Below are 15,336 nucleotides of genomic sequence, written 5' to 3' on the forward strand. Positions count from 1 at the left end.
AGACGGGCCTCATGACCTGCTGCTCCGCGGAGCGGCGCGGTGGCGGTGGGCCAGGGCCTCGTAGGAGGCGGAGAGGGCCGGGGCCGCGGACTCGTAGTTGCGCTGGGCCACGCCCACGAAGAGGCAGTCGACCACGAGGAGCTGACTCGTCCGGGACGACATGGCGGCGGGCCGCAACTCGCTCTCGCGGGCGATCGACGTCGTGAGGATGTGGTCCGCGTACTGGGAGACCGGCGCGTCCGGACGGCCCGTGATCGCGATCGTCGTCGCGCCGTGCTCGAAGGCGACGCGGAGGGGTTCGATGACGTCGCTGGTGGCGCCGGAGTGGGTGATGGCGACGGCCACGTCTCCGGAGCGCAGACTCACGGCGTTCGTGACGGCGAGGTGCGGATCCGAGTGCGCGTACGCGACGTGGCCGATGCGCAGCAGCTTCTGCGCCAGGTCCTGGGCGACCAGCCCCGACGCGGCCATGCCGTAGATCTCCACGCGCCCGGCCGCCGCGAGCGCGCCCACGGCGGCGCCGAGCTGCACGGTGTCGAGCCCGGCGGCGGTGTCGGCGAGGGTCTGCTGCTCGTCGTAGGCCAGCTTCGCGACCACGTCGGCGATCGGGTCGTCGACCGCGATGTCGGCGGTGACGGCGGGCGCCCGGCCCGACTGCTGCTGGGCGGCGAGCCCGGCGAGGGCCAGGCGCAGGTCGCGGTAGCCGGGGTAGCCGAGGAGGCGGGCGGTGCGGACCACCGTCGCCTCGCTGGTGCCGGTGAGCTCGGCGAGGCCGGTGACGGTCAGGGCGGCGCAGCCGGCGGGATCACCGGCGACCGCCTCCGCGACCCGCTGCATGGATCGCGTCATCGACGGGGCCAGGGTCCGCACCTTGGCCGCGAGGGCGGCCGGGGCGGGCGGCGCGTCGTTGGCGAAACTTTCCTTCACGTCATTGCTCACATGATGAAAGATATTTTCGCGACCGGTGGGGGTCAAGGGTCGAACGGCCGGGACCTGCGTCACATCCGCGACGCACGGAACACGTGCGCGGGACAATGGGGGGATGAACACCATCAGCCCCCTGGAACAGGCCCTGCACGCGGCCCGCGCGCTGATCCTCGCGGACCTGAAGGCCGTCGACGTGGCCGACGCGGACGTGGTCTCGCTCGTCGAGGAGTCGATCACGCAGCGCCGCTGGTGGGTGGAGCAGTGGCCGGAGGGCGTCGAGTTCGTCACCGGTCTCGTGGCGCAGGACGTGCAGGACGGGATCCTGGAGCGGCACGGGCGCTGGCCGGTGTGCCCGGTGTGCGGTCCGGGCTCGGGCACGGACGGGCCGCACGCGCTCGACGTCGAGCCGGAGCTGGGCGCCGACCCGCACTGGGTGTGCTCGGAGGCCGGAGTGGTCGTCGCGCCGGTCGGCTCGCTGGGAGCCGTGGCCGGGTGACCGTCTACATCGACCCGCCGACCTGGCCCGGCCACGGGCGGCTGTGGTCACATCTCGTGAGCGACGTCTCGTTCGACGAACTGCACCTGTTCGCAGGCGGGTTGGGGGTGCCGGAGCGCGCCTTCGAGCGCGACCACTACGACATCCCGGCGCACCGCTACGAGGACGCGGTGCGGGCCGGGGCCGTGACGGTCGGCTCGAAGGAACTGGTGCGCAGGCTCACGGCCGCGGGGCTGCGGCGTCCGAAGGGGCGGCCCGCGTAGCGTCCGAAGGGGCGGCCTGCGGCGCGGCGGCGCTGGAGGTGACGACCCGGGACGACGCCGTGCGCCGGTGCAGGCGCAGGCTCACCGCCGTCAGGGCCAGCGCGAGCACCGTCATCGCGCCGCCCGCCCAGGCGACCGCCGGATAACCGAGGTCGGCGTCGATGACCGTGCCGCCGAGCCAGGGCCCGCCCGTGTTGCCCAGGTTGAAGGCGGCGGTCGTGGTGGCGCCCGCCAGGGTGGGGGCCGCTCCCGCCACGTTGAACATCCGGGCGTTGAGCGCCGGGGCCGTGAAGAAGGCGGACAGGCCGAGCAGGAACGACAGGGCCACCGCCGCGATCTCAAGGTGCCCGAGCAGGGCCAGCGCGGCGAGGAAGACGGTGGACAGCGCGGTGCCGGACAGCAGCACCCCGAAGAGGTGCGCGTCCGCGACCCGGCCGCCGACCGTCGTGCCGACCAGCGCGCCGATGCCGAACAGGGCGAGCACCGCGGGGACCCAGCCCTCGTCCAGGCCCGCCACGTCCGTCAGGAACGGGGACAGATAGCTGAACGCGCAGAAGACACCGCCCGCCGCCAGCGCCGTCACCGCGATCGACAGCCACACCTGCCGGTCCGCGTAGATGGACAACTCGCGCTTCAGGCGCGGGCGTTCGGCCGGGCGCGGGATGTGCGGGACGAGCGTGACGATGCCGACGAGCGCGATCGCCGAGGCGGCGCCGACCGCCCAGAACGCCGCGCGCCAGCCGAGGCCGTCACCGAGGAAGGCGCCGGCCGGGACGCCCAGCACGTTCGCGATCGACAGGCCGCCGATCATCACCGCCATCGCGCGGGCCCGCTGGTTCACCGGCACCATCGCGATGGCGACGGCCGCGCCGACCGCCCAGAACCCGGCGCAGGCCAGCGCGGAGACGACGCGGGACGCGAAGAGGATGCCGTACGTGGGGGCGAGGGCGCCCGCGATCTGACCCAGGCCGAAGGTCGTGATCAGGGCGATGAGGGTGGTGCGGCGGGGCAGGCGCAGGGTCGCCACCGCGAGCAGCGGGGCGCCCACGACCATGCCGATCGCGAACGCCGAGATCAGCAGGCCCGCCTGCGGGATCGTGACGTCCATGTCGTCGGCGACGGCCGGGAGCAGCCCGGAGAGCATGAACTCGCTCGTGCCGAGAGCGAAGACGCTCAGGCCGAGTATGTAGACGGCCAGGGGCATCTTGGTGGTGGTGGAATTTGGCGGCATGTAAAACGGCAACCGGGGACGGTGGGGGTGGCATTCCCGGTGGGTACGGTTTCCCGCGCCCTCAGTGGGGCGCCAGCAGGCGCAGCTCTGTCGTCAGGTTGTCCCGGGCCGGGGTCGTCCAGTGCTTCTTTCCGTACGGGGTTCTGAACAGGGCCGGGAGATCGAGGAGTTGGCGGAGGATCGCCGCCCGGCCCTCCCGGAACGCCTCGTCGGGGACGAACGCGTACTCCTCGCGGACGCTTCGCGTGTAGGCCGCGTACGCGTCCGGGGCCGCCGCCAGGATCGCCAGGTCGGCGTCGCACAGGGTCTCGCCGTCGGTGTCGCCGTCGGCCGGATCGTGGGTGACCGTGAGCCGGACCAGGCGGGCCACCTCGGTCACCGTGGGCTCCGGCAGGCCGGCCTCGGTGAGGGCGCGCACCGCGAGGGCGGCCGACCGCTCCTCGTTCTCGGAGCGGTCCGGGCGGTACACCGCGTCGTGGAACCACGCGGCGAGGCGCACTGTCTCGGGGTTCGCCGCGTGCTCTTCCAGTACGTCGATGTGGTCGAGGACCGCGGTGAGGTGGGTCCGGGTGTGGTAGCGGCGGTGGGGTTCCGCCCAGCGGGTGAGGAGGTTGTCGGCGTACGGGTACGGATCCGTCCCGGGGTTCTCCGTCGTCGTCGCCGCCCGCAATGTCCGCGCGAACCGTTCCCGCAACTCACTCATGCACCGACCCTAGCGCCGCCCCGACCCGTCCTCCGTCTGCGGCTCCGGTGGGGGCTGGCCGCGCAGTTCCCCGCGCCCCTGAGGCGTGCGCTGCGCGCAGCCTCCCCTGGAGGCCGCAGGCCTCTCAGGGGCGCGGGGAACTGCGCGAGAAGCCCCACCGGGGCGCGGGCGGGCGACTGCGCAAAAACCTCGTTGCCCCTGCGTGTGGCGGTGACATACACTCGCGCGTCCTGCCCGCCTCCCTCGCGGAGCGCGCCGCCGCCGCCCGGTCGGAAACCGGCCGGCCCGTGTCGTACTCGTACCGTGTGCCGGAGGCAGAACCCGTGAGTCAGTCAGCGTCGCCGCTCGACCGTGAGCGTGCGCACCTCTCCTCGTCCCGCGCCGCCCTGCGCGCCATGCGTGAGGACGCCGAGGCCCTGGACATCCGAGACGTCACCGCGAACTGGGTGAACGCCGAGGTGCTCCAGCGCCAGATCGAGGAGCGGATCAAGGCGCTCGCCGACCTGAGCCACACCCCGCTCTTCTTCGGCAGGCTCGACTACCTACACGCCCCCGGCGCCGAACAGGCCGAGGGCGCGGAGGGGGAGCAGTTCTACATCGGGCGGCGCCACGTGCACGACGCCGAGGGCGACCCGATGGTCATCGACTGGCGCGCGCCGGTCTCCCAGCCGTTCTACCGGGCCTCGAAGAAGGACCCGATGGACGTGGCGCTGCGCCGCAGGTTCGGTTACACGGGCGGCGAGCTGACCGCCTACGAGGACGAGAACCTGACCGACCCGGCCGAGGCCGAGCGCACCAGCCAACTGCTCCAGCAGGAGATCGAGCGCCCGCGCGTCGGCCCGATGCGCGACATCGTCGCCACCATCCAGCCCGAGCAGGACGAGATCGTCCGCAGCGGGCTCGCCGGTTCGGTCTGCGTGCAGGGCGGGCCCGGCACCGGTAAGACCGCCGTCGGCCTGCACCGTGTCGCCTACCTGCTGTACGCGCACCGCGAGCGGCTCGCCCGCACCGGCACCCTCGTCATCGGGCCGAACAAGTCGTTCCTCCACTACATCGAGCAAGTGCTGCCCGCGCTGGGCGAGTTGGAGGTCAAGCAGGCGACCGTCGACGACCTCGTCGCCGGGCCGGTGGAGGTGCGCGGCGCCGACGAGGCGCCCGCCGCGCTGATCAAGGGCGACGCCCGGATGGCCGAGGTGCTGCGGCGGGCGCTGCGCTCGCACATCACGCTGCCGGGCGAGGGCGTCGTGGTCGTGCGCGGCTCACGGCGGTGGCGGGTCGCCTCGTACGAACTCGAAGAGATCGTCCGCGAGTTGATGGGCCGCGACATGCGGTACGGCGCCGCGCGCGAGGCCCTGCCGCAGCGCATCGCGCACGCCGTGCTCGTCCAGATGGAGCGGGCCGGAGAGGCCCCGGACGACCGGGTCCAGAACGCCGTCGCGCGCAACACCGCCGTCAAGGCCGCCGTCAAGGAGATCTGGCCGCCCATTGACCCCGCCAAGCTGGTCATGCGGCTGCTGTCCGACGCCGACTTCCTCGCCGAGCACGCCGACGGGCTGCTCGACGAGCAGGAACAGAAGACCGTGCTGTGGGCCAAGCCCGCGCGCAGCGTCAAGACCGTCAAGTGGTCCGCCGCCGACGCCGTGCTGATCGACGAGGCCGCCGACCTCGTCGAGCGCACGCACTCGCTCGGGCACGTCGTGCTCGACGAGGCGCAGGACCTCTCCCCGATGCAGTACCGGGCCGTCGGGCGGCGCGCCTCGACCGGGTCCGTGACCGTGCTCGGCGACCTCGCGCAGGGGACCACGCCCTGGGCCACCCAGAGTTGGGCCGAGGCGCTGGGGCACCTGGGCAAGCCGGACGCCGTGGTGGAGGAACTGACGGCCGGTTTCCGTGTGCCGACCGACGTCATCACGTACGCCTCCCGGCTCCTGCCGCACATCGCGCCGGGGCTCGCGCCCGTGGCGTCGGTACGTGAGAACCCCGGGGTGTTCGAGGTGCGGGGCGTTTCGGAGGACCTCGATGTGGTCGCCGCGTGCCGGGAGGCGCTGGAGCACGAGGGGTCGATCGGGCTCATCGCGGCCGATGCGCGGTGTGCGGTGCTGGGGGAGTTGCTGACCGAGGCGGGGATGGTGTTTCTCGCGCCGGGTGAGGAGACGACGGCCGAGGCGCGGCTGACGCTCGTCCCGGCATCGCTGGCCAAGGGGCTTGAGTACGACTACGTCGTCCTCGACGAGCCGGCTGCCGTGGTGAGCGGTGAGCCTGATGAGCGGACCGGGTTGCGGCGGCTGTATGTGGCGCTGACCCGTGCCGTGTCGGGGCTGGTGGTGGTCCACGCCACAGCCCTGCCGGGCGAACTGGCCCCCGTGTAGCTCGCCCGCGCCCCTGTTGGGTTGTCTTTCGTCTGCGGGCCGGTGGCCGCGTCTCGCGCAGTTCCCCGCGCCCCTGAGGCATGCGCTGACGCGCAGCCTCCCCTGAAGGCCGCAGGCCTTTCAGGAGCGCGGGGAACTGCGTGGTCAGGAGTCCAGGGTGTCGCGCCAGAGGCGGACGGACTGCGACGAGACCGGGCCCGCCCACCCGGAGGGCCGCGCCGCGCCGCCGATGTGGAAGGCCGAGATCCCGGCCCCGCGCAACCCGGCGACATGCTCCAGGCGGAGCCCCCCGCCGACCAGGATCTGCTGCTCGTACCCGGGCTCCCCGGCAGCCGACCGCGCCGCCTCCGCGACGAGCACGTCGACCCCGGCGTCCACGCCGTCCGCCGAACCCGCCGTCAGATACGTGTCCAGGCCGGGCAGATCGGCGAGCTGCTTGCGCAGGGCGTCCCGGTCGGCGGCCCGGTCGATGGCCCGGTGGAACGTCCACCGGCACCCGTCCAGCTCGCCCACCAGCCGCTCCACGGCCGCCAGATCGGGCCCCCCGTGATCGTCGAGGAACCCGAGCACGAACTCGTCGGCACCCGCCGCCCGCAACGCCCGCGCCCGCGCCACCAGCTCCGAGACGTCACCGGCGGCGAAACCGTCCGCGAGCCGGAGCATCACGCGCAGCGAGATGTCCACGGCCCCGCGGATCGCCGCGAACGTCTCCACCGACGGCGTCAGCCCGTCCGCGGCCATGTCGGTGACCAGCTCAAGGCGGTCCGCGCCACCGGCCTGGGCGGCGACGGCGTCCTCGGCGTCGAGGGCGATCACCTCCAGGACTGCACGCTTGCTCATGAGGCTCCTGAATAGGTCTAGTCCAATGTCCCGCTCAGCCTACGCCGCGTGCACCGTGAACGCAGCCGTCCTGACCTCGCCGTCGTGCTTGAAATCGAGGAAGAGCCGGTACGTCCCGGTGCTGGGCGCGGTCGCGGTGAAGGAAACCTCCGGCCCCGGCCTGCCGTCGTGCGGGTGAACGTGAAGGTAGGCCAGATCGCCCGCGCGCAGGGCGACCAAGTGCCCGTACGCGCCGAGGTAGGGGTCCAGATCGGTGACGGGCCGGCCGTTCCTGGTGACGGTCAGGGTCAGCTCGCGGGCCGCGCCCGCCGCCAGTTCGCCGTCCACCCGGACCTCGTAGCCACCCGCGACACGTGCCGTCGTGGAGTGCTCCGGCAGCGGCGCGGGCGCGTACGTCCCCGCGACGCCGAGCCCGGCGCCGAGCGTCAGGCCCTCCTGCGCGCCGCGCGGGGTGAAGTCGGCGAAGACGCGGTAGTCGCCCGCCTTGGGCAGCGAGACGGGCGTCGACCAGGTGCCGTCGGCCGCCCGCACCGGGTGCAGATGGCGGTACGCGGTCAGATCGCGCGAGGCGACGATCAGGTGCAGCTGCTTGCCGTGCTCCGTCTCGTACGAGGTCAGGGGCTCCCCGGCGCCGCCCTCGGTGTCCTTGCGGATCGTGAAGCGGAGGACGCCGGTCGGGCCGGGGAGGCGGTCCCGTTCCAGGTCGAGGGTGTAGCCGCGGTCGGAGACCTGGAGGCCGCCGGGAACGGTGTCCGCCTCGCCCGCGTGGGTCTCCTCGCCGCCGTGCCTCTCGTGTGCGGGCGGCCGCTGCTCCGCGATCACGGGAGTCACCCCGCTCCCCACCCCGTACGCCGTGCCGAACGTGGCGGCGGCCGCGGCCGCGACGGCGGCGATCTTCAGTCCGGTGTGCATGACGGGCTCCTCGTGGCGGGGGCGGGTTTCTCCGACCATACCCATGGGGGGTATCCTGTCAAGCAGGGTCCGGCCTTGTTCTAGGTACCCCCTGGGGGTATAACTGGATCATAATGTGGGGCACCCGCCCCACGGACCCCGACCGAAGGAGGCAGCATGTCGGCGCACACCGTCGCCCCGCCCGCCCGGGTGGAACTCGCCATCGGTGGCATGACCTGCGCGTCCTGCGCCGCCCGGATCGAGAAGAAGCTGAACCGGATGGACGGCGTCGAGGCGACCGTCAACTACGCGACCGAGAAGGCGCAGGTCAGCTATGCCGACGGGGTGTCCGTCGCCGATCTGATCGCGAAGGTCGAGGCCACCGGCTACACGGCCCACGAGCCCGAGCCGCCCGCCGTCGAGACCGACAGGGACGCCGGGAGCGCGGCCGACGACGAGCTGCGGCCGCTGCGCCAGCGCCTGATCACCGCCGTCGTGCTCGCCGTTCCCGTCATCGCGATGGCGATGGTCCCGGCCCTCCAGTTCCAGTACTGGCAGTGGCTGTCCCTGACACTGGCGGCGCCCGTCGTCACGTACGCGGCCTGGCCGTTCCACCGGGCGGCGTTCACGAACGCGCGGCACGGCGCCGCGACGATGGACACGCTGATCTCGCTGGGCACCTCGGCCGCGTTCCTGTGGTCGGTGTGGGCGCTGTTCTTCGGCACCGCGGGCACCCCCGGCATGACGCACCCCTTCGAGCTGACCATCGGGCGCGGTGACGGTGCGGGGAACATCTATCTGGAGGCCGCCGCGGGCGTCACCGCGTTCATCCTCGCGGGCCGGTACTTCGAAGCCCGTTCCAAGCGGAAGGCGGGCGCCGCGCTCAGGGCGCTGCTCGAACTGGGCGCCAAGGACGTGACGGTGCTGCGCGCCGGCGGGCGGGAAGCGACGGTCCCGATCGGTGAGTTGAGGACCGGGGACCGTTTCCTGGTGCGGCCCGGCGAGAAGATCGCCACGGACGGCACCGTCGTCGAGGGCTCCTCCGCCGTCGACGCCTCCATGCTCACCGGCGAGTCCGTGCCGGTCGAGGTCGCGGTCGGCGACACCGTCACCGGCGCCACGCTGAACGCCGGGGGACGGCTCGTCGTCGAGGCCACCCGGGTCGGTTCCGACACCCAGCTCGCGCGGATGGCCCGCATGGTCGAGGACGCGCAGAACGGCAAGGCCGCCGCCCAGCGGCTCGCCGACCGGATCTCCGGCGTCTTCGTCCCGGTCGTCATCGCCCTCGCGATCGCCACGCTGGGCTTCTGGCTCGGCAACGGCGCGGGCTGGACGGCCGCCTTCACCGCCGCCGTCGCCGTCCTCATCATCGCCTGCCCGTGCGCCCTCGGGCTCGCCACCCCGACCGCGCTCATGGTCGGCACCGGGCGCGGCGCCCAGCTCGGCATCCTCATCAAGGGCCCCGAGGTCCTGGAGACGACCCGCCGCGTCGACACGATCGTCCTCGACAAGACCGGCACCGTGACGACCGGGCGGATGACGCTGCTCGCCGCGCACGTCGCCGACGGCACGACCGAGGACGAGGTGCTGCGGCTCGCGGGCGCGCTGGAGCACAGCTCCGAGCACCCGATCGCGCGGGCCGTGGCCACGGGCGCCGCCGAGCGCGTGGGCCCGCTGCCCGTCCCCGAGGACTTCGCGAACGTCGCCGGGCTCGGCGTGCAGGGCGTCGTCGACGGGCACGCGGTGCTGGTCGGGCGGGAGCAGTTGCTGGAGGAGTGGGAGATCCGGCTCCCCGAGCCGCTGGCCCGCGCCAAGGCCGCCGCCGAGGAGGCCGGGCGGACCGTGATCGCGGTGGCCTGGGACGGGGCCGCGCGCGCCGTGCTCGAGGTCGCCGACGCCGTGAAGGACACCAGTGCCGAGGCCGTGCGGCGGCTGCGGGAGTTGGGGCTGCGGCCCGTTCTGCTGACCGGTGACAATGCCGCCGTCGCCCGTGCCGTCGCCGCCGAGGTCGGGATCACCGACCCCGCCGATGTCATCTCTGAGGTGCTGCCCCAGGACAAGGTCGATGTCGTCAAGCGGCTTCAGGGGGAGGGGCGTTCCGTGGCCATGGTCGGTGACGGGGTCAACGACGCGGCGGCGCTGGCGCAGGCCGATCTGGGGCTTGCCATGGGGACGGGTACGGATGCCGCCATCGAGGCCGGGGATCTGACGCTGGTCCGGGGTGACCTGCGGTCGGCGGGCGACGCGATTCGGCTCGCCCGGCGCACGCTGGGCACGATCCGCTCGAATCTGTTCTGGGCGTTCGCCTACAACGTGGCCGCGTTGCCGCTCGCCGCGGCGGGCCTTTTGAATCCCATGATCGCCGGTGCCGCCATGGCCTTCTCCTCGGTCTTCGTGGTCGCCAACAGCCTGCGACTGCGGCGCTTCAGGGCCGGCTTCTAGGCTGCGGCCCGGTGGGGCTGGTCGTGTTGTCGTTCGTCTGCGGCCCGGTGGGGGGCTGGTCGCGTTTGTCGTTCGTCCGCGGGCCGGTGGGGGCTGGTCGAGTTGTCGTTCGTCTGCGGCCCGGTGGCCTCTTCTCGCGCAGTTCCCCGCGCCCCTGAAGGCTGCGCTTCGCGCGCCTTCCCCTTGAGGCTGCGGCTCCGCCGCGCCTCCCCCGAGAGGCCGCGCTCCGCGCGCCTCTCCGTCGGAGGCTGAGGTTCGCGTGCCTCTCCGCCGGAAGCTGTGCCTCGTGCGCCTCTCTTGATGAGATGGCGCACGAAGTGCGCATCTCAGGGGCGCGGGGAACTGCGCGACCAGCCACGACGAGAGGCGCGCGTGACGGCTGGTTTTCAGGGGCGCGGGGAACTGCGCAACCCAGCCACGACGGTGGCGCGCGTGGGAACGGGTTTCAGGGGCGCGGGGAACTGCGCGACCAGCCACGACGGTGGTGTGCTTGGGAACTGGGGGAATTGGGGCGTGGGGGAGCAGGGGAGAGGTCAGACTCAGGGGGCAGCCCCGACGGACGGAAGGCAACCCGTGACCGCACCGCGCCCCCACCCCGCCCTCGTCACCCTGGCCCTGGCCCTGACCCTGACGGCCTGCACCTCCGGTGGATCGGAGAAGGACAACTCCGGCCCCGGCCCCGGTACCCACACCGTCAAGACCGCCATGGGCGACGTGAAGGTCAAGGACCACCCCAAGCGCGTCGTCGTCCTGGACACGGCCGAACTCGACTCCGCGATCACCCTCGGCGTCACCCCGGTGGGCGCCACGCGAGCCGGCGCCGAGGACGCCTTCCTCTCGTACCTCCCCGAGGACAAGACCGACGGCATCACCGAGGTCGGCGAGATCGCCAACCCCGGCCTGGAGAAGATCGCCGCGCTGAAGCCGGACCTGATCCTCAGCAACAAGGTCCGCGACGGCGGGCGTTACCAGCAGCTCAGCCACATCGCCCCGACCGTGCTCACGGAGACGACCGGCTACCCCTGGAAGCAGAACTTCCTCGTGCACGCCGACGCCCTCGGCAGGAAGAAGCAGGCCCGCACGGCCGTCAAGAAGTACGAGGAGCACGTCGCCGCCGTCACCAAGGCACTCGGCGGCAGGGCGAAGGCGGCGGGCGTCGACGTCAACGTCGTCCGGTTCGTCGAAGGCGCCGACATCCGGATCTACGGCAAGAAGAACTACATTGGCACGATCCTCGCCGACGTCGGCATCGGCCGCCCCGCGATCACCGACAAGGCCAAGGACGGGTTCAGCTACGACGTGAGCCCCGAGCAGATCGACATGGCCGACGCGGACGTCATCTTCACGTCCACGTACGGCAGTCCGGGCAAGGCGAAGGTCACCGAGACCACCACGAGCGGCCTGTGGCGGAAGCTGCGGGCCGTGCGGGACGGCAAGGTGTTCCAGGTCGACGACGAGCTGTGGATCCAGGGCATCGGATACACCGCGGCGAACCAGATCCTCGGCGAGCTGGAGTCCGACCTCGCCCGGTGACCCGGGTCAGAGACGGGTGCGCTGCGAGCGCCACAGCAGATACAGCGCCGAGGCGATCGCGGCGCACCGCAGCACCCACGGCCAGGTCTCCTGGAACGCGTCGGTCATCTTCCCGTCCGCGATGGCCGCGCCCCACTTCCCGGCACCGCGCCCCCACAGCCAGACGACACCGCCCGCGACCGCGAGGCCGGGCAGCCCGAACACCGCCACCTTCTTCTGGAAGTCCGTCAGCCGCCGGGAGAGGAAGACGACGGCCCAGCCGGCCAGCAGGAGGAGGATGTTGCCGAGGACCGCGCCGACGACCAGGGCGGCGGCGGCCAGCAGCAGGAAGGGGTTGACCACACCGCCCGCGGGCACGACGGCACGCCGCAGCCGCCGCACCCTCTTCGCCGGGCCGCCCCCGTCGCCCTCGTCGGCCGCGTCCGGCTCGTCCTCCGGTTCGTCGTCCTCGACCGGCACCGACGGGCGTTTGCGCAGGTCCGGGCCGTCCTCGCGCTTCTTCGGCGGCTTGAGCAGCTCGGGGATCTCCACCCCGCCGACGAACCCGGGCACGCTGTCCGTCTCGGTGAGCGAGCCGGACGGGCCGTCGCCCATCCGCCACCAGTCGGTCACGTCGCCGGACACGCCCAGCTCGTCGGTCCCGGCCAGATGCGGCGGCGCGGGCACGTCCTCGGGCACGGCCGGAGCGGGGGCGGCCGCCCGGCGCGGGCGCGGCACCTTCCGGCGCAGCCCGCCGATGCGGTCGCTCCTGCCGGGACGGTCGCTCTTGCCGGTGGGCTGTTCGGGCAGCGGCCGGACCAGGGGCGCCGCCGGGTCGGCCCCGCCGCCACCGTCCTGCGCGCCCGCCACGATCCGGTCCGGGGTCCCCAGGCGCTCCAGGATGCGGCGCACGGCCGCCGGGCTGTCGACCGTCGTCCTCGCGCGGCGCCGGTCGATCTCCCCCCGCAACTCCGTGACCAGGCGCATGCGTGTCGCGGACGGCATCTGGCGCTGCTGGGCCAGGTCGCCGACCCGGCTCAGATAGTCGAAGACGAGCTGATCACTCTCGATCCCCACGAAGTCCCCTCCGGGGTGCAGCAATTGATGGATCGACGGTATCGCGAATGCCCTGTCCGCACGGGCGCGGGTTTCGGGGCGCCGCCCCGGACCCCGCTCCTCAAACGCCGGAGAGGCTTGGTCCACCGCTACCGTGGGACAGATGAGCCCCAACGAGCAGACACCGGCGGCACCCCGCTCCCTGGCGGAGGCCCTGCGCGGCAGGGACGACCCGTCCCTGGCCCGCCTCCTGCGCGCCCGCCCCGACCTGCTCAGCCCGGTGCCGGGCGACCTCACCCAGCTCGCCACCCGGGCCGGCACCCGCGCCTCGGTGGTCCGCGCCCTGGACCGCCTGGACCGCTTCACCCAGCAGGTGGCGCAGGCCCTCGCGGTGGCCCCGGAACCGGCGACGTACGAGGCGCTGGCGGCGCTGCTGCCGGGACCGGACACCGAGGAGACGCTGCCGCGCGCCGTGGCCACCCTGCGCGAGCAGGCACTCATCTGGGGCGGCGACGACCAGCTGCGGCTGGTGCGCACCGCCCGCGAACTGCTCGTACCGACCCCGCAGCACCCCTCGCCGACCGGGCTCGGGCCGACCGTCGCCGACGCCACCGCCGGGATGTCGCCGGGCCGCGTCCAGGAGATCGTGGCGGCGGCCGGACTGCCGAGCACCCACGACCCGGTGTCGGCGCTCGCCGCGCTCACCGCCCTGTTCACCGACCCCGAGCGGATGTCGGCGCTGCTCGACGACGCGCCCGCCGAGGCCATCGACGTACTGAACCGGCTGGTGTGGGGACCCCCGTACGGGCAGGTGACCGCCCGGCCCGCCGCCCATCTGCGCTGGCTGCTCGACCGGGCGCTGCTGGTGCCGACGACACCCGGCACCGTCGTGCTGCCCCGGGAGGCGGCGCTGCACCTGCGCGGCGGGCGGGCGCACCGCACCCTGGAGCCGCTGCCGCCCGAGGTCGCGGCGCGCGCCGAGCACCGTCCACAGGTTGTGGACGCGACGGCGGCGGCGCAGGCGTACACCGCGCTGGACACCGTCGAGGAGCTGCTGAAGGACTGGGACGAGGGCGGCCCGGCCGTACTGCGCGCGGGCGGCCTGAGCGTGCGCGACCTCAAGCGCACCGCCGCCGCCCTCGACACCGACGAGCAGACGGCCGCCTTCTGGGTCGAACTCGCCTACGCCGCCGGGCTGCTGGCCTCGGACGGCGAGGCCGACGAGCGGTACGCGGCGACCCCCGCCTACGACGAGTGGCTGGAGCGGCCCCCGGTCCAGCGGTGGACGCGGCTCGCCACCGCCTGGCTCGCGGCGACCCGCACCTCCGGGCTGGTGGGCGGCCGCGACGGCAAGGACCGGACGCTGTCCGCGCTCGGCCCGCACCTGGACCGGTCCGCCGCGCCCGAGGTGCGCCGCCACGTCCTCGGACTGCTCGCCGCGCTGCCGGAGGGCGCCGAACCGGACCCGGAGTCGGTGACCGCCCGGCTGACCTGGGAGCGCCCGTCCCCGGCGACGCTCGACCTGCGCACACGGCTGGCTCGCTGGACGCTCGCGGAGGCCGAACTGCTCGGGTTCACCGGGCGCGGGGCGCTGTCCGCGCACGGCCGGGCGCTGCTGTCCGCCCACGCGGAGGCGCCGGACGCCTCGGCGGAGTCGGCCGTGGCCGTCGCCAGCGCCGAGAAGCTCCTCGGGCCGCTGCTGCCCGACCCGCTGGACCACGTGCTGCTCCAGGCCGACCTGACGGCGGTCGCCCCCGGCCCGCTGGAGCGGCCGCTCGGCGAGGCGCTGGCCGTGCTGGCCGACGTGGAGTCCAAGGGCGGCGCGACCGTCTACCGGTTCACGCCCGGCTCGGTGCGCCGCGCGCTCGACGCGGGCCGCACCGCCTCCGACCTGCACGCGTTCCTGGCCGCCCACTCCCGTACGCCGGTTCCGCAGCCCCTCGCCTACCTGATCGACGACGTGGCCCGGCGGCACGGGCACCTGCGCATCGGGGCGGCCTCCGCCTACGTGCGCTGCGACGACGACACCGTGCTCGGCGAGATCCTCGCCGACAAGCGGGCCGCCGGGCTGCGCCTGCGCCGCCTCGCGCCCACGGTCCTCGCCGCCCAGGCCGATCCCGGCACGCTCCTCGAAGGGCTGCGCTCGATGGGGTTCGCGCCGGCCGCCGAGACCGCCGAGGGCGATGTCCTGATCACCCGGGCGCACGCCCACCGGACGCCGCCGCGCACGGCCCCCGAACCGGTTCCCGACGGGCCTCCGCTGCCGGACGTCACGCTGCTCGGCGCCGCGATCCGCGCCATCCGCGCGGGGGACACCGCCGCGACGACCCCGCGCAAGCAGGCGCAGGCCGCCAACGGCGAACTCCCGCGCACCAGCGCCGCCGACACCCTCGCCACGATGCAGGCGGCGGTGCTGACGGGGGACACGCTGTGGATCGGGTACGTCAACGCCGAGGGCTCCGCCAGTCAGCGGGTCATCGCGCCGATCCGGGTCGAGGGCGGGTTCGTGACGGCGTACGACCACACGGCGGACGAGGTCCGCACCTATCCGCTCCACCGGGTCACGGGGGTGGCGGAGCTGGAGCCCGACGCGGGGTGACTCCGTC

General features: G+C 73.7%; 12 protein-coding genes. 6 read left to right on the top strand and 6 right to left on the bottom strand.

Going from position 1 to position 15,336, the window contains the following annotated elements; genetic code table 11:
- Window positions 1-9 precede the first annotated feature (9 nt).
- Complete coding sequence (locus ABII15_RS21405; protein ID WP_353943928.1) at window positions 10-939, bottom strand: MurR/RpiR family transcriptional regulator; 930 nt, start codon at window positions 937-939, stop codon at window positions 10-12.
- Between the two features lie 103 nt (window positions 940-1,042).
- On the opposite strand from ABII15_RS21405, the gene ABII15_RS21410 reads away from it, so the two are divergent.
- Window positions 1,043-1,423, top strand: a complete 381-nt coding sequence (locus tag ABII15_RS21410) for a hypothetical protein (protein ID WP_351454843.1) — start codon at window positions 1,043-1,045, stop codon at window positions 1,421-1,423.
- Window positions 1,420-1,686 carry a DUF4031 domain-containing protein gene (locus ABII15_RS21415; RefSeq protein WP_353943929.1) on the top strand — a complete coding sequence of 89 codons (267 nt, stop codon included), beginning with the start codon at window positions 1,420-1,422 and terminating at the stop codon, window positions 1,684-1,686. Before ABII15_RS21410 ends, ABII15_RS21415 begins: the two co-directional genes overlap by 4 nt.
- On the opposite strand, the gene ABII15_RS21420 is transcribed toward ABII15_RS21415, so the two are convergent.
- On the bottom strand, window positions 1,643-2,890 hold the full coding sequence (locus ABII15_RS21420; protein WP_353943930.1) for a Cmx/CmrA family chloramphenicol efflux MFS transporter: 1,248 nt from the start codon (window positions 2,888-2,890) through the stop codon (window positions 1,643-1,645). The two genes, ABII15_RS21415 and ABII15_RS21420, sit on opposite strands and share 44 nt — an antisense overlap.
- A gap of 88 nt (window positions 2,891-2,978) precedes the next feature.
- Window positions 2,979-3,620, bottom strand: a complete 642-nt coding sequence (locus ABII15_RS21425) for a hypothetical protein (protein ID WP_353943931.1) — start codon at window positions 3,618-3,620, stop codon at window positions 2,979-2,981.
- Window positions 3,621-3,943: 323 nt separating this feature from the next.
- On the opposite strand from ABII15_RS21425, the gene ABII15_RS21430 reads away from it, so the two are divergent.
- Complete coding sequence (locus tag ABII15_RS21430) at window positions 3,944-5,989, top strand: ATP-binding domain-containing protein (protein ID WP_353943932.1); 2,046 nt, start codon at window positions 3,944-3,946, stop codon at window positions 5,987-5,989.
- A 144-nt stretch (window positions 5,990-6,133) separates the two neighbouring features.
- Here the strand turns inward: ABII15_RS21430 and ABII15_RS21435 are convergent, their stop codons facing one another.
- Together ABII15_RS21435 and ABII15_RS21440 are read right to left on the bottom strand one after the other, a co-directional pair.
- A complete protein-coding gene (locus ABII15_RS21435) occupies window positions 6,134-6,829 on the bottom strand; it encodes a copper homeostasis protein CutC (protein ID WP_353943933.1) in 696 nt (231 codons plus the stop codon).
- A gap of 39 nt (window positions 6,830-6,868) precedes the next feature.
- Window positions 6,869-7,741: a hypothetical protein gene (locus ABII15_RS21440; protein WP_353943934.1), complete on the bottom strand. Its 873-nt coding sequence runs from the start codon at window positions 7,739-7,741 to the stop codon at window positions 6,869-6,871.
- Between the two features lie 156 nt (window positions 7,742-7,897).
- On the opposite strand from ABII15_RS21440, the gene ABII15_RS21445 reads away from it, so the two are divergent.
- Window positions 7,898-10,162, top strand: a complete 2,265-nt coding sequence (locus ABII15_RS21445) for a heavy metal translocating P-type ATPase (RefSeq protein WP_353943935.1) — start codon at window positions 7,898-7,900, stop codon at window positions 10,160-10,162.
- 573 nt (window positions 10,163-10,735) lie between these two features.
- Window positions 10,736-11,695 (top strand): iron-siderophore ABC transporter substrate-binding protein, encoded by a 960-nt coding sequence (locus ABII15_RS21450; protein WP_353943936.1) that lies wholly within the window; start codon window positions 10,736-10,738, stop codon window positions 11,693-11,695.
- Between the two features lie 6 nt (window positions 11,696-11,701).
- Here ABII15_RS21450 and ABII15_RS21455 read toward each other — a convergent pair whose 3' ends face one another.
- Complete coding sequence (locus tag ABII15_RS21455; RefSeq protein ID WP_353943937.1) at window positions 11,702-12,751, bottom strand: hypothetical protein; 1,050 nt, start codon at window positions 12,749-12,751, stop codon at window positions 11,702-11,704.
- Between the two features lie 142 nt (window positions 12,752-12,893).
- Between ABII15_RS21455 and ABII15_RS21460 the strand changes: the two genes are divergently transcribed.
- Window positions 12,894-15,329 carry a helicase-associated domain-containing protein gene (locus ABII15_RS21460; RefSeq protein WP_353943938.1) on the top strand — a complete coding sequence of 812 codons (2,436 nt, stop codon included), beginning with the start codon at window positions 12,894-12,896 and terminating at the stop codon, window positions 15,327-15,329.
- Window positions 15,330-15,336: the final 7 nt, after the last annotated feature.

It is taken from the genome of Streptomyces sp. HUAS MG91, assembly GCF_040529335.1.
Lineage (GTDB): Bacteria > Actinomycetota > Actinomycetes > Streptomycetales > Streptomycetaceae > Streptomyces > Streptomyces tabacisoli.